An 18,647-nucleotide genomic window follows, 5' to 3' on the forward strand; every position below is an offset into this window, starting at 1 on the left:
CAGGCTGCGCCTCAGGGCATGTGAGCCAGTACATTGCGGGCGTCATAGGCATTGGCATCGTCGGAGACGGTGCCGGTGCGCACCAGGATTTCCAGCGTCACGGATTTCTGCCCGGCTGAGCCGTCAAAACGGATGCCCACGCCGATGCCGCGGGATGAATAGCCGCGAGAGCCGGTGGAATAGCTGGCCGAGGTTCCCACCCGCACCGGATCGCGATCATTGCCATCGCGATTGCGGCGCACGACCACAAACCAGTCACCGCCCTGTTCCAGTGTGAACTCGGCCGCCCGGCGCAGCGCCAGATCCTCGGTCTCCTCGATACTGGTGTCCGGGCCGGCATCAAAGCGGATCATGAACCGGTCCTGCTCGATGGCGCGTTCAGAATAGCCGTACTGACCCTCATGGGCCGGCGCATAGCGTGTCGGGCCAGACGTCGCGCAGGCCGTCAGGGCGAGCGCGGGGGCAAGGACAAGCAGGGGAAGAATGCGTTTCATGGCGGCAGCTCCAGCTGTGTAACCCGCTCACGATAGGATCATTCGTCCTCGCTTGCCACCGCCGCCTCGACGCCCATCCGGTCCAGCATGATCAGCGCACTGTCGGCGATCACCGTGCCCGGCGGGAAGACGGCCGCCGCGCCCATCTGGCGCAGCACCGGTTCGTCATCGGGCGGAATGACGCCGCCGACCACGACCAGGATATCGTCGCGGCCCTGTTCGGAGAGCGCGGCGCGCAATTGCGGCACCAGGGTTAGATGCCCCGCCGCCAGCGATGAGGCGGCGGCGGCATGGACGTCTTCCGCGATGGCGAGGTTTGCGGCTTCCTCCGGGGTCTGGAACAGCGGCCCGATCACCACATCCCAGCCGAGATCGGCATAGGCGGAGGCGACGACTTTCTGGCCGCGGTCATGGCCGTCCTGGCCGAGCTTGGCGATCAGGATTTTCGGCTTGCGGCCATGAAGCTCAAGGAAGCGTGCTGCGGTGTCGCGAGCGCGGCGGACCTTGTCATCAGGGCCGGCGGCGGGACCGTAAATTCCGGTCACGGCCTTGATTTCGGCGACATGGCGCTTGAAGGCGCGCTCCATCGCATCGGAAATCTCGCCGACGGTCGCCATGGCACGGGCCGCATCGACGGCCAGTTCCAGCAGATTGCCCTCACCGGAGGCGGCAGAGGTGGCCAGCGCATCGAGCGCGGCTTCCAGCCTGGCCGGATCGCGCTCCTGGCGCAGGCGTTCGAGCTTTTCGATCTGCTGTTTGCGCACGAGGTAGTTGTCGACCTTGAGGACGGGGACGTCCTCGTCTTCGTCGAGCAGGAATTTATTGACGCCGGTAATGGTCTGCTGACCGCTGTCGATCAGCGCCTGGGTGCGGGCTGCGGCCTCTTCGATACGCAATTTCGGCACGCCGGCCTCGATCGCCTTGGCCATACCGCCGAGCGCGTCGATCTCGGCGATATGATCCATCGCGCGGGCGGCGAGATCATGGGTCAGGCGCTCGACATAATGACTGCCGCCCCACGGGTCGATCGCGTCACAGGCATGCGCTTCGCTGGCCAGCAGGATCTGGGTATTGCGGGCGATACGGGCCGAGAAGTCGGTCGGCAGGGCCAGCGCCTCGTCGAGGGAATTGGTGTGCAGCGACTGGGTGTGGCCATCGACGGCGGCGATGGCTTCCAGCGCCGTGCGGCCGACATTGTTGAACACATCCTGCGCCGTCAGCGACCAGCCCGATGTCTGGCAATGGGTGCGCAGGCAGATCGATTTTTCGCTTTTCGGATCAAAGCGTTCCTTCACCAGCTTCGCCCAAAGCAGGCGCGCGGCGCGCAGCTTGGCGACCTCCATGAAGACATTCATGCCGATGCCGAAGAAGAAGGAGAGGCGCGGCGCGAAGGTGTCGACATCCATGCCGGCCTCGATGCCGGTGGCGATATATTCCAGACCGTCGGCGATGGTGTAGGCGAGCTCGAGATCGGCCGGCGCTCCCGCCTCTTGCATGTGGTAGCCGGAGATCGAGATCGAATTGTATTTCGGCATATGTTTCGAGGTGTAGTCGAAAATGTCCGAGATGATCCGCATCGAGGGGCTGGGCGGATAGATATAGGTATTGCGGACCATGAACTCCTTGAGGATGTCGTTCTGGATCGTGCCGGACAGCTGTTCCGGCTTCACGCCCTGCTCCTCGGCGGCAACGATATAGAGCGCCAGCACCGGCAGCACCGCGCCATTCATGGTCATCGAAACGCTCATCTGGTCGAGCGGAATGCCGTCGAACAGGGTGCGCATGTCATAGATGGAATCGATTGCCACACCGGCCATGCCGACATCGCCGGCGACGCGCGGGTGGTCTGAATCATAGCCGCGATGCGTCGCCAGATCGAAGGCGACCGAGAGGCCTTTCTGGCCGGCCGCGAGATTGCGGCGATAGAAGGCGTTGGAATCTTCCGCCGTCGAGAAACCGGCATATTGCCGGATCGTCCAGGGGCGCTGCAGGAACATGGTCGGATAGGGCCCGCGTACAAACGGCGCCGCACCGGGCACGGTGTGGATAAAGTCGATATTGTCGCTGTCAGCCGGGCCGTAGGCGGTGTGGATGGCGATGCCTTCAGCCGGTGTCCAGTCCTCGCCCTTCGCCGCGGAGGCGGGCAGGGCGGGGCCGAGATCGAGCGTGGTGAAATCCGGTGTCGTGCTCATGATGCCGCTCCCTCGAATGGCGTCGCCAGGCGGATGGCCGTGACGGCGCCCTCCGGTGCGTTGGTTTCGGGCCAGACCCCGTTGGTCTCGACCGGTTTGGGATGCGGGTCGGGATGCTGGGTGACGCCGAGAATGACATCCTCGCCGTCAGCGATCTGTTGCAGGCGCTTGTCGCGCACGGCGGCGATCTCGCCCTGCAGCCAGCCGCCAGCGAAGGCCTCGACCAGTCCGCCGCGCCGTTCGATCTGCTGGAATAGCGCCCAGGCGGCCTGGGCCAGTTCATCGCTCAGCGTCTCGTGCAGATAGCTGCCGGCGGCCGGGTCGGTGACCTTGCCGATATGGCTCTCCTCGGCGAGCAGGATCTGGAGATTGCGCGCCACGCGGCGGCCGAGCCCGGTCGGGCGGCCGATCGCATCGGTGAAGGGGCGGATGGTGATGGTGTCAGCCCCGCCAGCGGCCGCTGCAAAACCGGCACAGGCGGTGCGGATCATATTCGTCCACGGATCCTTGGCGCTCATCATCCGGCCGGATGTGGTGGCATGCAGGCTGAGGCGCTGCGCCGCTTCACGGGCGCCAAAGCTTTGTGCGATGCGGGCGTAGATGCGCCGGGCGGCGCGCAGCTTGGCGATGGTCAGGTGGATATCGGTATCGGCGGCCAGCCGCGCCTCGATCGCGCCGGCGGCGTCGTCGACGGAGAGGCCGGCGTCGAGCATGAGGCGCATATAGGCCGCGGCCGAGGCGGCCATCAGCGCCAGTTCCTGCACCTCCGAGCCGCCGGCCTCGAAGGCGAGGGCGCCATCACAGCGGAAGATTTTCAGCTGCGGGAAGGCGGCTTGGGACAATTGGGCCAGATCGCGCGCCTTGGGGAAGCATTGGTCATCCAGCGCGATGCCCTGGCGTGCGGCGCGTTCGATCGGCGCCAGGCCGAGCCCGCCTTGCAAATGCTCGCCATCGAGGCGGCGACGGGCAAACAGGGTCAGCGCCAGATGCGCGTGATGGCCCTGGCCGTCGAGACTGTCGAGATAGACGGGCGCCAGCGAGAGATCGACGCCCTTCAGCGCTGCATCCAGCAGGTCGACCTCATTGGCCTTGAGGCCGAATTGCCCCGTTGAGTGGAGCCGCAATTCCAGCTCCGACACGCCGCCCATCAAATCATCGAGCGCGGCGGTATTGGCGGCATCCGGTGTCGCCTCGACAATCGACTGGCGCATGCCCCAGGGCAGATGACCGTTGCGTGGCAGCGTATCGACGGCGCCGGTGCCGGCCGGGCGGTCAAAGAAGACCGGGCCGCGCTGGAGGCCGTCAATCGTGTGCCGCTTGACCGTGGCTTCGAAATCGGCGCCGCGCAGGGCTTTTTCGGCGAGTGCGCGCCAGCTGGCGGCGGTCTGGGCGGGAAATCCCCCGGCAAAATCGTGGATAGTGTCGGTCATGAGCATCCTGTCGCGGCAAGGCCATTATCGTGTCGGGGCGGAGAAAAGGCGCGCACGGCCCGCGCGTCAAGTACGAGCGGCGAGTATGGACAGCGATTTGTCTTGTCCCACAGCGCCCGGGGCGGCGTCACAATCGGGGGCAGCTGCCAAGGAGGCCCCGATGTCCGAAACCACACCCAATCTAGCCCTGCCGCTGGTGATGCCGGCGCAGGCGCAAAAACATGTCCCCGTGAATGAGAGCCTGCTCAGGCTCGACGCGCTGGTGCAGCCGCAGGCGCAAAGCCGAACACTCGCTGTCCAGCCGGCGATGCCCGAAGACGGCCAGGGCTGGATCCTGCCGGCCGGGGCCAGCGGTGACGACTGGGCCGCGATGGCCGCCGGTTCGCTGGCGATCTGGCGCGACGGTTTCTGGAGCGAATTGCCGCCAAGGCCCGGCTGGCGCGTGCATCTGATCGATGAGGGCCGCGATATCCTGTACGACGGCAGCGCCTGGATCCTGGCCGGCGCCGATACCGTGCTGGCCGAATCGCCCGGCGGCGCCAGAACCCGCGCCATCCTTGTCGCCGACAGTGTCACCGGCCTGACCGGCGCCAGCGTGGTCACAGCGATGATGATCCCGGCACGCTCAATCGTCCTCTGCGTATCAGTGCGGACCACTGAAGGGATCACCGGCGCCACCAGTTTTGACTGCGGCATTGCCGGCGAGACGGCCAAGTTTGGCGGTTCGCTGGGGGTGTCGGAAGGCGCCAGCAATCTCGGTGTCATCGGCCCGACCGCCTTTTACAGCGACACGGCCATCGTGCTCACCGCCAATGGCGGCGCCTTCACCGGCGGTGCGGTCAGCCTCGCCATCCATGCCTGGATGCCGGAGGCGCCGGACTAGCGTTGTGGCAGTCGTAGCGGCAGCACCCCCGCCATCACCCCGTTCAGAATTTCCTGCACGGCATCCGTCATCGCATGCCCGTTGACCGGCGCCATGTGCAGGCCCGCGTGCGGACAGGCCGCCGCCAGCCGGATCGCGCCGCGCGGCGGGCAGACCATGTCGTAGCGGCTGTGCAGGATCTGCATCGGCACAGCGGCCAGCTTCGAGGCGTTGGCGATCAGCTGGTCGGGCTCGAGAAAGCAGCCATTGCGGAAATAATGCGCCTCGATCAGCGAATGTGCGGCGACGAAGTCCGGCCCGCGCTCGGCGAGGCCTTCGCGCGTGGCCTCGGCACATTGATCGATCCAGGAGAGGCGGTCCTCGTATTCAGTCCAGCGATACAGGGTGGATTGGCGCAGTTCGGCGAGACTTGCCCCCGGGTCCGTCAGCCGGTTCAGCGCCGTGAGCCCGTCAGCCAGCTCGCGCTGCATGTCCTCGAAACACCAGTCCATGATCGCGCGCGGGCTGGCGCGGTATCGCTCGGGCACCGGGGCGATGAAATCGGCGAAGGCTTCCGGGAAGAAGCGCGGCGCGCCGGCCTCGCTGTGCCACCAGTCGAGATTGTCCGGCGTCGCCAGGAAGATCGCCTCGACCACCAGCGTGCTGACCCGCTCAGGGAAAGCCTGCGCATAGGCCAGCGCCAGGGTCGATCCCCAGGAGGGCCCGAACACGACCCAGCGCTCGATCCCCAGATGCGTGCGCAGCGCCTCGATATCGCCGATCAGATCGGCGGTGGTATTGGCTTCAAGCGACAGGTGCGGCGTCGAGCGGCCACAGCCGCGCTGGTCCATCAGGGTGATGTTGATGCGGGCCGGATCGAACATTTGCTGAAAGCGCGGCGAACAGCCCGATCCCGGACCGCCATGCAGCACCAGCAGCGGGATGCCGTCCGCGCGGCCGCATTGCTCCCAATAGAGCTCATGTCCGGCACTGACGGGCAGGCGGCCCGTCCGGTGCGGTTCGATGGGCGGGAAGAGAGGGCTCATGGGCATCCGCAGCAATTGATCCGGGGCGAGCCTAGCGCGGGCGCCGGGCCGGCGATAGCACGCTCAGCGCACCGGGCTTGCCAGCAAGGGTTCGACATCGCGGCTGGCCGCTTCGAGGCTGGAATAGGAATGCCCGTCGCGGTCATGCCGCACCGGTCCGCGGCGGCCATTGAGGGCGGCGCTCGCCGTCCAGCCACACACAGTGCCATCGCCGGCAGATATCGGCCGGGCCGCGACCTCCTGCATCAACACGCCGGGCCCTTCGGCGATCGGGCTGAAGACAGGTTTCAGCGCCTGGGCCCGCAGCCCCGCCTCGACGCGGGCACGCGCTGCCGCGAGATCAAGCGGACAGGCCGTGCGGGCGTGCAGGTCTTCGGTCAGATTGACGATGGAATACAGCAGCTCGGTTTCGGGCTGCGCGGCGGGCAGGAGGCCTTTTTCACGCAGTTCGGGCGCGAATCCGGTGAGGCCGGCGCCAAGCCCGGCGGTCAGGAGGAGCGCTGTGAGCGCACGTCGCCAATCAGATTTCATCTCATCCTGTCCCGGTCGCAATCAGGTCGGCAGCCATTTTCGGGCGCTGCCGCCAGTCTCGGTCCCCCATCGGGCCATCCGGCGCCCCGGCGCCGGAATGGTGCCCCACTAGCACGGTTCCGCATTGCCTTTCACCGGGAAATTGCTCCCGAAGACCCGTTGCAGCACGCGCATGGTGGTGCACACCGGGCGGGTATTGTGACGATGATGCTGTCCTTGCCGCGGGCACCAGCTGGAAAATTGGCAATCTTTGCTAAAATATGCCATGATGCCCGCCAATGGAGGGCCCGATGGCGACGATGAATGTCTCACTGCCTGATGCCATGAAAGCGTGGGTTGAAGCCCAGCGTGCCGAGGGCCGCTACAGCAATGCCAGCGATTATGTTCGCGACCTGATTCGGCAGGACCAGGACCGTCGCAGCAAGATCGCGAATATGCAGGCGCTGGTCACCGAGGCGCTCGAGAGCGGCGTTGGTGAGCGTTCGATGGCAGAAATACGTGACGCTGCACAGGCCCGGCTCACCGGTGCCGACGAGTAAGCCCGGCAATGGGTTTCAAACTCACCCGGGCCGCGCGCGAGCGCGTGGAGATCGCTCCGCCGGTGCGGTGCCATCCGCACGGGAGCCATCTCATCATCTATGTGATCGATGCCGACGACGATGTCCTGGTTCTGCGTATCCGGCATGCCCACGAGAACTGGGCTGGTGATCCCGGATGATCCGGATCGGCAAGGCCGATGCCGCGCCGCCTGCTGCGTTGAAGCCTCGATCATCGGAATAGGGAAAAATGGTGCCGCCACACAGATTTGAACTGTGGACCTCGTCATTACCAATGACGCGCTCTACCCCTGAGCTATGGCGGCGCCGGGTCGCTAAAGTCGCGACGCGAAGCCGGGCGTATAATACATGGTCGCGCTCCCGCCAAGTGCGTCTTGACGTGAGGAGCTGCGTTCGACATGACCAATGACATGACAAAGACACCGCCCTCGCCGCGCAAGGCCGCCGCCGCCAGCGATCCCGACAGCCGTGAAGCCCGCCTGGCTGCGGCCCTGCGCAGCAATCTGCGCCGCCGCAAGGCCGACCGCGCTGCGCCATCTGACGCCGGCGATCAGCCCGACGCGGACGCAGGCGAGGGCGCCACTGCACAAGCTTCTGCAATCCCTGCCACGAAAAATCCCCGGGATGGGTCATAATCCCGCCGGGTTCGAACCGCTGCATGTGTGTTCATCGGATTGAGGAGTGACAATGGACCGGATCATCATCCAGGGCGGCGCGCGGCTTGAGGGCCGTATTCCGATCAGCGGCGCCAAGAATTCGGCGCTCAAACTGATGGCCGCCGCATTGCTGACCGATGAGCCGGTGACCCTGACCAATATGCCGCGCCTCGCTGATTCGCGCTTCATGGGCCATTTGCTGGCCCGGCTTGGTGTGTCGGTCGAGGAGGGCAGCGGTGCCGAGCTGCACCTGCATGCCGGCGTGATCGCCGATACCTTCGCGCCCTATGACCTGGTGCGCAAGATGCGCGCGACCTTCAACGTGCTCGGCCCGCTGGTGGCGCGCGAAGGTCACGCCCGCGTCTCGCTGCCCGGCGGCTGCGCCATTGGCGCCCGCCCGGTCGATCTGCATCTCAGGGCGCTCGAGGCGCTGGGGGCCAAAATCGAGGTCTCCGAAGGCTATGTCGATGCCAGCGCCCCGGCCGGCGGCCTGGTCGGCGGCGAGATCGATCTGCCCTTCGCCTCGGTCGGCGCCACCGAACACGCCATGCTGGCCGCCGCCCTGGCGCGCGGCGAGAGCGTGATCGAGAATGCGGCGCGCGAACCGGAAATCGCCGATCTCGCCGAGATGCTGACCGCAATGGGCGCCCGGGTCGAAGGCGCCGGCACCAGCACGATTCGCATCCAGGGTGAGCGCCGGCTCAAGGGCGTGCGCCATCATGTCGTCGGCGACCGGATCGAGACGGCCACCTATGCCCTCGCGGTTGCGGCGACCGGCGGTGACTGCATTCTCGACGGCGCCAACTGGGCCCACAACAAGGCGCTCTGGCGCGCCATGGCCGATGCCGGCGTCACCGTCGAACCGGCCGATCAGGGCGTGCGCGTTGCGCGCAACGGCACCCGCCTGACCGCCGTCGATATCGAGACCCAGCCCTATCCCGGCTTCCCGACCGATGCGCAGGCGCAATTCATGGCGCTGATGACGCTGGCCGAAGGTACGTCGGTGATCCGCGAGACGATTTTCGAGAACCGTTTCATGCACGCGCCGGAACTGACCCGGCTCGGCGCCGATATCAGCGTTCATGGCAGCGAGGCCGTGGTACGCGGCGTGCCGCTCTTGCGCGGGGCGCCGGTGATGGCGACGGATCTGCGCGCTTCGGTCTCACTGGTCATCGCCGGGCTTGCCGCCGAGGGTGAAACCGTGGTCAACCGGGTCTACCATCTCGATCGTGGCTTCGAGCGACTGGAAGCGAAACTGTCCGGCTGCGGTGCCCGCATCGAACGCCGGGCCGACTGACGGAGACTTGACGTGAAGCGCGCTATTGCCCCGCTGCGCCTGACGGCGCTGGACGCCGCCGACCTCGAAGCGATCTCGGCTGCCCTGCAGGACGCGGTGGCCCAGCTCGGTGATTTCGAATTCTCCCGGCAGCAGCGCAATTTCACCATTGCCTTCAACCGCTTTCGCTGGGAGGCCGGTGGCCGCAAGCAGCGCGTGCGCTGTGGTGTGCAATTTGGCAATGTTGTCGCGGCACGATCCAGCAATCTCCGCCAGGGCGCGGAGGAGGCGGTGGTCAATCTGCTCTCGATCGGGTTTGAACCGGGCGAGGCGCCATCGGGTGTGGTGGTGCTGGTCTTCTCCGGCGGCGGCGAGCTGCGGCTCGAGGTCGAGTGCCTCGAAGTCGCGATGGTTGATATCAGCGCACCCTGGCCGGCGACGCGCCGGCCCGAACACGGGATGGACGAGACATGAGCGGCGCATCGGATCAGCCTGACAGGATCGTCCGGATCGATCTCGACATGGCCAGTATCGGCCCGACCGACGTCAATGCCGATCACGAACGCCGGGTCGCGATCGCCGATCTGCTCGAGGGCAACAGCTTTCGCCCCGTCAGCGAGGCCGTCGGCGAGACCAGCGGGCCCTATGCGCTGCGTCTGGCAATCGAGCATGACCGGCTGCTGTTCGATGTCCGGCTGGAGGATGATACGCCGGTGCGCGCCTTCGTGTTCGCGCTGGGGCCGCTGCGCCGGATCGTCAAAGACTATTTCATGATCTGCGAAAGCTATTACGAGGCCGTGCGCGATGCGCCCCTGGCCCAGATCGAGGCGATCGATATGGGACGCCGCGGCGTCCATAATGAGGGCTCGACCCTGTTGCGTGAACGCCTGTCCGGCAAGATCGAGGTCGATTTCGACACGGCGCGCCGCCTCTTCACCCTGATCTGTGCCCTGCATCGGCGGGCCGCCTCGTGAGCGTACCGTCGGTCCTGTTCGTGTGTGGTCGCAATGCGATCCGCTCGCCGATGGCGGCTGCGCTCTGGCGCCGGCATTTCGGCAAGGCGGCACAGGCGCGCTCCTGCGGTGTGATCCCGGCGGCCTTCGCCGATGGTTTCATGGTCGCGGTGATGGCCGAGCTCGGTTGCGATCTGGAAAACATTTCGCCGATGGCCCTGAGCGGCGTCACTGATCCGCCCGCCGCCCTGGTCGTCTCGCTCTCGACCGCCGCCGACCGGCTGGCCCGGCAATACGCCGCCGACAAGTCGGCCGAGTTCCAGGCCTGGCCGATTGCCGATCCAAGCGAGACCCCGGGCAGCCGTGAGCAGCGCCTCGCCGCCTACCGGCAAACGCGCGATGCCATCAATGCCCGCATCGCCAGCTGGGACCTGCCGCCTAAAAGCGCCTGAAGCCTCGACTTTGTGGGGCAGGCGGGACTATAACGCGCGCCGGGGCGCCATCAGCCCTGGAGTCGGGCTGATCTGCACATCTCTGTGTCCCGCATTTACGAGTATGAGGAGCCGCATGGCTAAAGAAGAATTATTGGAGTTTCCCGGCGAAGTGACGGAATTGCTTCCGAACGCGACCTTCCGGGTGAAACTCGAAAACGACCACGAAATCATTGCCCACACTGCGGGCAAGATGCGCAAGAATCGTATCCGCGTTCTCGCCGGCGACAAGGTGCTGGTCGAAATGACGCCCTATGATCTGACCAAGGGCCGGATCACCTATCGCTTCAAATAAGATCGCAAGCGGCGTGGATGCGCGAGATGGATGCCCGCATGGCTGAGCCCCGCCCACGCCTGATCCTGGCCAGCGCCTCACCGCGCCGCCTCGATTTGCTGGCCAGTGCCGGACTTGTGCCGGACGCGGTCGAGCCCACCGATATTGACGAGAGCGAGATCCCCGGAGAGCTGCCTGGCCCTCTGGCGCGCCGTCTTGCGCTGGAAAAGGCCGCCGCCCATCCCGATGGCGATGCCTTTGTCCTCGCCGCCGACACCGTGGTCGGCGTCGGCCGCCGCATCCTGCCCAAGGCCGAGACCGAGGCCCAGGCGCGTGCCTGTCTCGCCTTGCTCTCGGGGCGCAATCACCGCGTCTATACCGGCATCGCCCTGCGCACGCCCGACGGCGAGCTGACGGCGAAACTGGTCGAGACGAAGGTCAAGTTCAAACGCCTGAGCGCGCCTGAGCTGGAGAGCTATATCGCCAGCGGCGAATGGCGCGGCAAGGCCGGCGGCTATGGCATCCAGGGCCGGGCCGGCGCCTATGTCATCTCGCTGATCGGCTCCTATACCGGCGTTGTCGGCCTGCCGATCCACGAGACCGTCAATCTGTTGGCCGGGCGGGGCTATCCCGTCCTCGATGTCCAGAACGAAACGAAGACGCCATGATCCGCCAGATCCTGATTGAAGAGAATATCGGCGAGACCCGCGCCGCCGTCGCCGAGAATGGCCGTATCGTTGAACTGCATCTCGACCGCTGGTCGGAAATGCGCCAGCGCGCCGTCGAGGGCGAGCTCTATCGTGGCCGCGTGCGCCGCGTCGAACCGGCGCTCAATGCCGCCTTCATCGATCTCGGTGTCGGCGAGGAGGGCTTCATGCCCTTCGGCAAGGCCGGCCGGCCCAAGGGCCTGCATGTGGGCGCCGCCATCGGCGTGCGCGTCTCGCGTGAGGCCTTCGCCGACAAGGGCCCGACGCTCAACCTGGTCGAGGCCGGGCCCGGCGATGCGCCGGAATGCCTCGAACCGGCGCCGATCCTGGCCCAGCGCCTGGCACAGACCTTCTCCGGCGCCGACGTCGTCTGGGCCGACGAGACCGATTACGATCTCGAGGAAGCCTTCGAACTGGCGTTGGACCCCGTCGCCCCGATTCCCGGCGGCGGCTCGCTCTGTATCGAGCAGACCCGCGCCATGGTCACCATTGATGTCGATGCCGAGGGCCGCAAGGGCACCGGCTCGCCGCTGCAGCTGGCCCAGGCGCTCAATCTCTCCGCCGCCAAGGAATCGGCCCGCCAGATCCGTCTGCGCGGCCTCGGCGGCATCACCGCGATCGATTTCGTCCACATGCGCGGCCAGCCCGAGCGCAAGGCGGTCGAACAGGCGCTGCGTCAGGCGTTCCGCAATGACCGCGCCAAGGTCGATGTCGCGCCGCTGTCGCAATTCTGCGTCGGCGAGCTGGCACGTCAGCGCCGTGGCCGCACCCTGGCGGAAATCCAGCTGGACGCGAGCGGAGCCCCAAGCGTTGAAACCTGCGCCCTGGCTGCCCTGAGGCGTCTGGAAGGCGAGGCCCGCGCCCAGCGCTCGCGCCGGCTCACCCTGCAGGTCTCCAGCGAGGTTCATGCCTGGCTCGAGGCCGACACAATCGGCTGGCAGGCGGCGCTGGCCGAACGCATTGGCGGCCGTTTCACGCTGGCGCTGAATGCCGAATTCGGCCGCGAGGACTGCGGAGTGAAATCCTGATGCCCAAACCCGTCACCTGCCCGATGTGCAAGAATCCCCCGGTCGAGGCCTTCAAGCCCTTCTGCTCGAAACGCTGCGCCGACCTCGATCTCGGCAAGTGGTTCACCGGCGCCTATGCGATCCCCGGCGAGCCGGTCGACCAGGCCGAGGAAACCCCGCCGGGCCAGCCCGACAACGAATAGCGACGCCTCACTGCAATAATCTGCGATCCAGCGCGCTGCATCGTGGACACGGGCCAGCGCGCCCCTTATAAACCGCGCTCTCGCCAGCGGCCCAAAGCCGCCGCGCGAACCCGGTGCCCGGGTAGCTCAGTTGGTAGAGCAGCGGATTGAAAATCCGCGTGTCGGTGGTTCGAATCCGCCCCCGGGCACCATTTTTAGCTTCATGGCCCGCTTGGATCAAAGTTGAACGTATTCCCACCGCCCATGACTAGCCCACACCCTGCTAGTCCAAGTGAGTGCCTAGATGGGGCAGGCGTCGAGATCGGCTGATTGACGTTTGGCTCCGTCTCTCTATTGCCATTCCACGGACGTTGTTTAGCTCACCGCGTATATCGCGATGCAGCATGCTGCCACGAAAGTGGCGAGTGCGACCCCGATACTGAATTGGAACATGGAGATTAAAAGGCGTTTCCGCTTTGCATACTCAGCCTTTCCATTCTTGTGCTCCACTACCGCCTCACCCGCGACCGCGTAACGAACGCCGGAGAGACAAGCGCGGGCGAGGGCGCCGGAAATGATGCCCAGCAGAAATAGGATTGCCGGGACGGGCGTTACTCTGTCTGGCGCGATTTCCAGAATGCTGGCCATTGTCGTAACAGAGAGCGCAAGACCGGCCCCGTTTCCGAGTGTGGCCCACCCAGCCAAGCGTTCGATGCCATCAAATGCAGCGCTGAGCGCCCCATCCGCAGCTCTGAGTAACTCCCCCGACATGAAATCTCCAATCCTGGCGCCATGCACCCATACCTCCCAGCGAGCATTCCATAGAGTCGGTTGTGGTTCAAAGGAGGTGTGATCGTCGCCGGGCATATCGATCCCTGAAAATCTTGCCAAGCAGGGCGCCAGACTGGAATTGACCCGTCAAGGGCGCGAAGCGCCGCTTCGCGGTCTGGACCCTTGACGGGTCAATTCCAGTCTGGCCGGGTCTCGGCATGGTTTTAAGGGCGGGGTGTGGTCCCGCTGGTTTTGTTTTTCAACAAACATGACAACGGGGCTTGCCGTTATCCCGTGGCGCTCGACGCTTTCCTCCCCGGTTTAGCGGGGAGGGGGACCATCCGTAGCTTTGGCGGAGGATGGTGGAGGGGCGGCGCGCCGGGCGTGGAGCCAACTCCCGCCCGGCCTGCGGCTGGCCGCCCCATCGGCCGCTCCGCGGCCACTTCCCCGCGCGCGGGGAAGACGGTAGCGCTCCGAGGGGGGGCATCCCTCCGCCGCCCCAAACAAAAACGCCCGACCAGCCGGCCGGGCGTTCTCATGTCATTTGCTAGCGACTGAAGATCACACCAGCTCTTTAAGCTTTTCCGCCTGGAAGTCGGCCAGCTCATCGAAACGGCCGTCGCGGACCTTGGCGGCCCATTCCGGGTCGGAGATCAGGGCGCGGCCGACGGCGACGAGGTCGAATTCGTCGCGTTCGAGGCGTTCGATCAGGCCGTCGAGCGAGGCGGCGGGGGAGTTTTCGCCCATGAAGGCGCCGATGAAGTCGGAGTTGAGGCCGACCGAGCCGACGGTGATGGCGGGCTTGCCGGTCAGCTTCCTGGTCCAGCCGGCGAGGTTGAGGTCGGAGCCCTCGAATTCGGGAAGCCAGAAGCGGCGGGTCGAGGCGTGGAAGATGTCGACGCCGGCGTCCGACAGCGGGCCGAGGAAGGCGGCGAGCTCGTCAGGCGTCTGGGCCAGCTTGGCGTTGTAATCCTGCTGTTTCCATTGCGAGAAGCGCAGGATGAGCGGCAGGTCGGCGGGGATTTGAGCGCGCACGGCCTTGACGATTTCCTGCACCAGCGTCGTGCGCTCCACCAGGTCACCGCCATAGCGGTCATCGCGCTGGTTCATGCCCTCCCAGAAGAACTGGTCGAGCAGATAGCCATGGGCGCCGTGCAGCTCGATGGCGTCAAAACCAGTCTCGGCGGCGGCCCTGGCCGCCTTGGCGAAGGCGGCGATGGTGTCGGCAATGTCTTCCGCGCTCATCGGCTCGCCGACCTTCTTGCCGCCGGGCATGATGCCGGACGGGCTGTCGGACGGGGCTTCGGGGTGCGGACCGGTGCCCGGCTTGCGCGCCAGGCCGACATGCCAGAGCTGCGGCGCGATCTTGCCGCCGGCAGCATGGACGGCGTCAACAACGGTCTTCCAGCCGGCCAGCGCTTCGGGAGTATGAAAATTGGGTACGGCCGGATCAAAGCTGGCGCCGGGCCGGTCAATGGTCGTACCTTCGGTGATAATCAGGCCGACCGCATTGGCGGCGCGGCGGCGATAATACTCGACCACCGGCGCACCCGGCACGCCGCCCGGGCTCTTGGAGCGCGTCATCGGGGCCATCACGATGCGGTTGGGCAGCTGCAGCGAGCCCAGCGAGAAGGGCTTGAACAGGGCGTCGGTCGAGGTCATTCGGCTATCCTTGCATATGGAAACTGGAGCCAGAGATAAGCCTCTTTTCCGGAAAATCGACCCTCGGGTATGTATTTGGGTCATGCGTTTGGTGGTGACGGGGCAAATTGGCCCCTGTCCCCCACGTCGGAAAACCATCCCACGTCATCCCGGCTAAGGCCGGGACCTCGACATGGCAGGCGCGGAGCCCGGTTTTCGACAGCGCCCGTCTGCAAACTTTGCCAATAAATCCCATACCTTTGTCATCCCGGACGGATGCCCCGCGCAGGCGGGGCGCAGATCCGGGACCTACCCATGGATCCAGCTGGATGAGCGGGTAGGTCCCCGCTCTACGCCCGGATCGCTGCCGCGTCCGGGCATCCGGCCGGGATGACAAATTTGGGGGTTTTGGGCGTTGGGGGCGGCGTTGATGCACGCCTATCCCCCACCGCCGACAATTATCCCACGTCATCCCGGCGAAGGCCGGGACCTCGACGTGACGGGGTCGGAGCCTGCGATATCGAGGTCCCGACTTGCGTCGGGATGACGAAATTTGAGTGAACTTATCCCAACCCCCCTCCCGCCTGGCGCATAATCACAGCGTTCCGGTTGCACGGGAGGCGTGAGCTCAGTCACTTGCGGCAATCGGGAGCGTGGAGCTCGTCCGGGCGGAGGTTTGACATCCCGAGCCCCGGCGTGGCCACCGGAGAGGAAAGGCGGCACAAAGCTCGACCGCACAGTCCACTCCGGTTTCGAGACGGGGGCCGCAAGGCGTCCGAGCAAATCTCCACGTGCGGGACGTCACGGATGTCTCAACTATTTAAATGCGCAAACCGGCATTCGCCGGCGTCCCGCACACCTCCCAATACGGGGAGGAACCCAGCAAACCTCCAGCGGCTCGCCGCGTGGAGATTTTCGTGCAGGCGGTGCGGCAGACAGGGTTTTTTAACGGGCGGGGCGCATTGTCACAATTCAGGCGGGTGTGCGCGCTGTGCCGACCGCCCGGCCTGATGGTGAAGCAGGAGGCTGACTTGCGTCCGGATCGGGATACCCATGCCCGGCGTCTCAGGAACCGGTTTCGCGCCGTGTCAAACCGGGCGATGCGGCGGGAGCGCGCTGATCAGATCATCCGCGCCTGGGGCCTGCGGCTTGTGGTTACTGGCGCCGTGCTGGGGGTGGCCTGGTTTACGGCGGTGAGCCTGAGCCCTTGGCCGGTGCCGACGACCTTGCGCCATCTCGTGGCCAGCAAGGATTGCGACACGGCCCGTGCCATGGAACTGGCGCCGGCGGGGCGCGGTGAGCCGGGCTATTGGCCATGGCTGGATGCCGATCATGACGGCATGGCCTGTGAGCGATGGCCCGCCCTTGCAGGCAGGCAGACCGGCCAGCGCTAATCGCCGCGGCACACCAGGATATGATCGTCGAACACCGCGCCGACCAGCAGCACGCCGTTACGCTCCGCGGCAACACTGGAGGCGTTGAGAGAGCCGTCCATCACCAGCAGGGCGGTCTCGGTCTCGCCGGTCAGCGGATTGAGACGCACGGCGTGCGACGGCGCCATGGCGCTGGCATCGGCGGCGTGGGCGACAAAATCGAACACGCGCGGATGGCCGCCAATCCACAGATCGCCACGTTCATCGATCTCGATATTGTCCGGCGCGGTCGGCACGCCAAAGGCGCGATTGGCGGTTAGCTGGCCGCTCTCGGCATCGCGGTCATAGATGCGCACCCGGCGGGCGAGCAGTTCGGAGACATAGACCTCGCTGCCGTCGGCGGAGATATTGATGCCATTGGCATAGGCAATGCCATGGGCGACCATGTCGCCATCGGTGCCGTTGAACCAGGACACGCTCGAGAGCGGCAGGCCGAAATAGGCTTCCAGATTGGCCATGATGCCGGAATGATAGGCGCGGTCATTGGTGGCGTAGAAGCTGCGCGGACCGACCGCGAGCACGTCATTGGGCGAGCGCAATTCATCATAGCTGATGCTCTCGACATGGCTCAGCAGGCCGTCCGCACCGACATCGAAAATCTCGATCGCATGCGCGCCGCCGGCGGTGCCGAAACCGGCGCGGTGATTGACGACGAACAGGCGCTGGGCGCCATCGGCGCCGGTCCACAGGCTGATGCCGTGCGGGTGGAAATCGGCCGGGGCATCGCCGGTGACCTCGTGCAGGGTGCCGGGCGCGTTGAGGTCGAAGGCGTAAATGCCGCCGCGGGCGCCGGAGCGCCGGTCATCGGTGGAGACGAAGACGCGGCTCGAGGCCGGATCGATGGTGATATCTTCCGTGCCCGGCGCGATGGTCAGCGCCTCGCACTGTCCCGGTGTCACCGGCGTCAGCTCGGCCATCATGCCCGAGGCGGGAATGATGACGAAGGCCATCCGCGCCAGCGCCGCGACGACGACCAGGCCGACAATGATCAGGATATTACGCATGAAACTCCCCCGGAAACAAAGCTGTCGGGCGAGAATAGCGCATTTTTCGCGTTTGGGCGCGCGTCTTGTCGCCGGGGCGCGGCCGGCTCTGCCTACTGCCCCGGGCGGCCGCGCTTGCCCTGGACGCTGGCGCGGATCTTTTTGGTGAAGCCGCGCTTGCGGGCCCGGGCCTCGGACGGGGTTTCGGAATTGAAACGGTCCTCGGCGAGCAGTTTTTCCCAGCGCCGGAAGCGGTCGGCATCGACCTCACCGGACTTGATCGCCGCCTGGATGGCACAGCCGGGCTCGGACTGGTGGGCGCAGTCAGAGAATTTGCACTGCGTCGCCAGCTCGGTCAGATCGGAAAAGACGCGGTCAATCCCGTCGCCGCTATCGCTCATGCCCAGCGAGCGCATGCCCGGCGTATCGATCAGCCAGGCACCCGAGCGGGTCGGCCGCAGGCTGCGGGCGGTGGTGGTGTGACGGCCCTTGCTGTCGCCCTTGCGATTGCCCTGGGTCTCGCTCGCCTCGCCGGTGAGGCCGTTGAGAATGGTGGACTTTCCAACCCCGGACGAGCCGACCAGCGCCACGGTGGCGCCGGGCTTGAGCCAGGGCAGGAGGGCGGCGAGGGCGGCCGGATCGCGGGCATCGAGCGTGATGGCCCTGACATGCGGCGACAGGGCCTCGGCACGGGCGATAAACTCGGCGCCATTGTCGACCAGATCGGCCTTGGTCAGCACGATCAACGGCTGGGTATCGCTGCTGGCGGCGAGGGTGAGATAGCGTTCCAGCCGCGCCGGATTGAAATCGGCATTGCAGGAGGTGACGATCATCAGCGTGTCGACATTGGCGGCGATCAGCTGGTGCATCAACACGGTGCCGGCGGCGCGGCGGCGCAGGACGGAGTGGCGCTCCAGGGCGCGGGTGATGCGCTGTTCGGCCGGGTCAAACAACACCCAGTCGCCGACCGCCAGATCGCCGGCCTGCAGCTCGCCGGGCAGGGTGAGGGTGATCTCGCCATCGGGGGTGAGGGCCTGGACGCGGTCGCGGTGGACATCACACAGCCGCGCCGGCGGTGTCGCCTCGGACTCGCCGGTATCAAGCTGGGACTGGAAATCCTCCGACCAGCCAAGGGCGGCGAGTGTCAGGTCTGTCATCAGG

22 protein-coding genes and 2 tRNA genes are annotated in these 18,647 nt (G+C 66.0%); 14 read left to right on the forward strand and 10 right to left on the reverse strand.

Going from position 1 to position 18,647, the window contains the following annotated elements; all coding sequences use genetic code 11:
- Window positions 1–11: 11 nt before the first annotated feature.
- The 3 genes from ACN0YL_RS00165 to ACN0YL_RS00175 are packed head-to-tail and all read right to left on the reverse strand — an operon-like array spanning window position 12 to window position 4,116.
- Entirely contained in the window at window positions 12–494 is a 483-nt protein-coding gene (locus tag ACN0YL_RS00165) for a CC0125/CC1285 family lipoprotein (protein ID WP_417496625.1), read from the reverse strand.
- A 38-nt stretch (window positions 495–532) separates the two neighbouring features.
- A complete protein-coding gene (scpA, locus tag ACN0YL_RS00170) occupies window positions 533–2,686 on the reverse strand; it encodes a methylmalonyl-CoA mutase (RefSeq protein WP_417496626.1) in 2,154 nt (717 codons plus the stop codon).
- On the reverse strand, window positions 2,683–4,116 hold the full coding sequence (locus tag ACN0YL_RS00175) for a methylmalonyl-CoA mutase family protein (protein WP_417496627.1): 1,434 nt from the start codon (window positions 4,114–4,116) through the stop codon (window positions 2,683–2,685). Before ACN0YL_RS00175 ends, scpA begins: the two co-directional genes overlap by 4 nt.
- A gap of 160 nt (window positions 4,117–4,276) precedes the next feature.
- Here ACN0YL_RS00175 and ACN0YL_RS00180 point away from each other — a divergent pair, with 160 nt between their 5' ends.
- Complete coding sequence (locus ACN0YL_RS00180) at window positions 4,277–4,999, forward strand: DUF2793 domain-containing protein (protein WP_417496628.1); 723 nt, start codon at window positions 4,277–4,279, stop codon at window positions 4,997–4,999.
- Here ACN0YL_RS00180 and pip read toward each other — a convergent pair.
- Window positions 4,996–6,024 (reverse strand): prolyl aminopeptidase, encoded by a 1,029-nt coding sequence (gene pip, locus ACN0YL_RS00185; protein ID WP_417496629.1) that lies wholly within the window; start codon window positions 6,022–6,024, stop codon window positions 4,996–4,998. The two genes, ACN0YL_RS00180 and pip, sit on opposite strands and share 4 nt — an antisense overlap.
- Before the next feature lie 63 nt (window positions 6,025–6,087).
- The gene (locus tag ACN0YL_RS00190; protein ID WP_417491822.1) at window positions 6,088–6,555 is read right to left on the reverse strand and encodes a hypothetical protein; all 468 of its coding nucleotides are present in this window, start codon (window positions 6,553–6,555) and stop codon (window positions 6,088–6,090) included.
- 290 nt (window positions 6,556–6,845) lie between these two features.
- Between ACN0YL_RS00190 and ACN0YL_RS00195 the strand changes: the two genes are divergently transcribed.
- On the forward strand, window positions 6,846–7,094 hold the full coding sequence (locus ACN0YL_RS00195) for a type II toxin-antitoxin system ParD family antitoxin (protein WP_417471300.1): 249 nt from the start codon (window positions 6,846–6,848) through the stop codon (window positions 7,092–7,094).
- A gap of 8 nt (window positions 7,095–7,102) precedes the next feature.
- Complete coding sequence (locus ACN0YL_RS00200) at window positions 7,103–7,273, forward strand: type II toxin-antitoxin system RelE/ParE family toxin (protein WP_417496630.1); 171 nt, start codon at window positions 7,103–7,105, stop codon at window positions 7,271–7,273.
- A gap of 69 nt (window positions 7,274–7,342) precedes the next feature.
- Here the strand turns inward: ACN0YL_RS00200 and ACN0YL_RS00205 are convergent.
- Window positions 7,343–7,417, reverse strand: a tRNA-Thr gene (locus ACN0YL_RS00205).
- A gap of 105 nt (window positions 7,418–7,522) precedes the next feature.
- Here ACN0YL_RS00205 and ACN0YL_RS00210 point away from each other — a divergent pair.
- From ACN0YL_RS00210 to ACN0YL_RS00255, 10 genes are all read left to right on the forward strand, one after another.
- Entirely contained in the window at window positions 7,523–7,747 is a 225-nt protein-coding gene (locus ACN0YL_RS00210; RefSeq protein WP_417496631.1) for a hypothetical protein, read from the forward strand.
- 52 nt (window positions 7,748–7,799) lie between these two features.
- The gene (murA, locus tag ACN0YL_RS00215) at window positions 7,800–9,065 is read left to right on the forward strand and encodes a UDP-N-acetylglucosamine 1-carboxyvinyltransferase (protein ID WP_417491823.1); all 1,266 of its coding nucleotides are present in this window, start codon (window positions 7,800–7,802) and stop codon (window positions 9,063–9,065) included.
- A 12-nt stretch (window positions 9,066–9,077) separates the two neighbouring features.
- Window positions 9,078–9,518: a DUF2948 family protein gene (locus ACN0YL_RS00220; RefSeq protein ID WP_417496632.1), complete on the forward strand. Its 441-nt coding sequence runs from the start codon at window positions 9,078–9,080 to the stop codon at window positions 9,516–9,518.
- Window positions 9,515–10,018 (forward strand): UPF0262 family protein, encoded by a 504-nt coding sequence (locus ACN0YL_RS00225; RefSeq protein WP_417471309.1) that lies wholly within the window; start codon window positions 9,515–9,517, stop codon window positions 10,016–10,018. Before ACN0YL_RS00220 ends, ACN0YL_RS00225 begins: the two co-directional genes overlap by 4 nt.
- Complete coding sequence (locus tag ACN0YL_RS00230) at window positions 10,015–10,449, forward strand: low molecular weight phosphatase family protein (RefSeq protein WP_417496633.1); 435 nt, start codon at window positions 10,015–10,017, stop codon at window positions 10,447–10,449. The genes ACN0YL_RS00225 and ACN0YL_RS00230 overlap by 4 nt, the downstream gene beginning before the upstream one ends.
- A 115-nt stretch (window positions 10,450–10,564) precedes the next feature.
- On the forward strand, window positions 10,565–10,783 hold the full coding sequence (gene infA / locus ACN0YL_RS00235) for a translation initiation factor IF-1 (RefSeq protein ID WP_019961978.1): 219 nt from the start codon (window positions 10,565–10,567) through the stop codon (window positions 10,781–10,783).
- 38 nt (window positions 10,784–10,821) lie between these two features.
- Window positions 10,822–11,430, forward strand: a complete 609-nt coding sequence (locus tag ACN0YL_RS00240; protein WP_417471313.1) for a Maf family nucleotide pyrophosphatase — start codon at window positions 10,822–10,824, stop codon at window positions 11,428–11,430.
- On the forward strand, window positions 11,427–12,497 hold the full coding sequence (locus ACN0YL_RS00245) for a ribonuclease E/G (protein ID WP_417496634.1): 1,071 nt from the start codon (window positions 11,427–11,429) through the stop codon (window positions 12,495–12,497). The genes ACN0YL_RS00240 and ACN0YL_RS00245 overlap by 4 nt, the downstream gene beginning before the upstream one ends.
- A complete protein-coding gene (locus tag ACN0YL_RS00250; RefSeq protein ID WP_417471316.1) occupies window positions 12,497–12,679 on the forward strand; it encodes a DNA gyrase inhibitor YacG in 183 nt (60 codons plus the stop codon). The genes ACN0YL_RS00245 and ACN0YL_RS00250 overlap by 1 nt, the downstream gene beginning before the upstream one ends.
- Before the next feature lie 115 nt (window positions 12,680–12,794).
- Window positions 12,795–12,870: transfer RNA gene (locus ACN0YL_RS00255), tRNA-Phe, on the forward strand.
- A gap of 163 nt (window positions 12,871–13,033) precedes the next feature.
- On the opposite strand, the gene ACN0YL_RS00260 is transcribed toward ACN0YL_RS00255, so the two are convergent.
- Together ACN0YL_RS00260 and ACN0YL_RS00265 are read right to left on the reverse strand one after the other, a co-directional pair.
- A complete protein-coding gene (locus ACN0YL_RS00260; RefSeq protein ID WP_417496635.1) occupies window positions 13,034–13,549 on the reverse strand; it encodes a hypothetical protein in 516 nt (171 codons plus the stop codon).
- 441 nt (window positions 13,550–13,990) lie between these two features.
- Window positions 13,991–15,091 carry an NADH:flavin oxidoreductase gene (locus ACN0YL_RS00265; RefSeq protein ID WP_417496636.1) on the reverse strand — a complete coding sequence of 367 codons (1,101 nt, stop codon included), beginning with the start codon at window positions 15,089–15,091 and terminating at the stop codon, window positions 13,991–13,993.
- Window positions 15,092–15,894: 803 nt separating this feature from the next.
- On the opposite strand from ACN0YL_RS00265, the gene ACN0YL_RS00270 reads away from it, so the two are divergent.
- The gene (locus ACN0YL_RS00270; protein ID WP_417496637.1) at window positions 15,895–16,464 is read left to right on the forward strand and encodes an excalibur calcium-binding domain-containing protein; all 570 of its coding nucleotides are present in this window, start codon (window positions 15,895–15,897) and stop codon (window positions 16,462–16,464) included.
- Here the strand turns inward: ACN0YL_RS00270 and ACN0YL_RS00275 are convergent.
- On the reverse strand, window positions 16,461–17,507 hold the full coding sequence (locus tag ACN0YL_RS00275; RefSeq protein ID WP_417496638.1) for a strictosidine synthase family protein: 1,047 nt from the start codon (window positions 17,505–17,507) through the stop codon (window positions 16,461–16,463). The two genes, ACN0YL_RS00270 and ACN0YL_RS00275, sit on opposite strands and share 4 nt — an antisense overlap.
- Before the next feature lie 92 nt (window positions 17,508–17,599).
- The gene (gene rsgA, locus ACN0YL_RS00280) at window positions 17,600–18,643 is read right to left on the reverse strand and encodes a ribosome small subunit-dependent GTPase A (RefSeq protein WP_417496639.1); all 1,044 of its coding nucleotides are present in this window, start codon (window positions 18,641–18,643) and stop codon (window positions 17,600–17,602) included.
- Window positions 18,644–18,647 lie beyond the last annotated feature (4 nt).

The sequence above is a fragment of the Maricaulis sp. genome (assembly GCF_048269565.1).
Lineage (GTDB): Bacteria > Pseudomonadota > Alphaproteobacteria > Caulobacterales > Maricaulaceae > Maricaulis.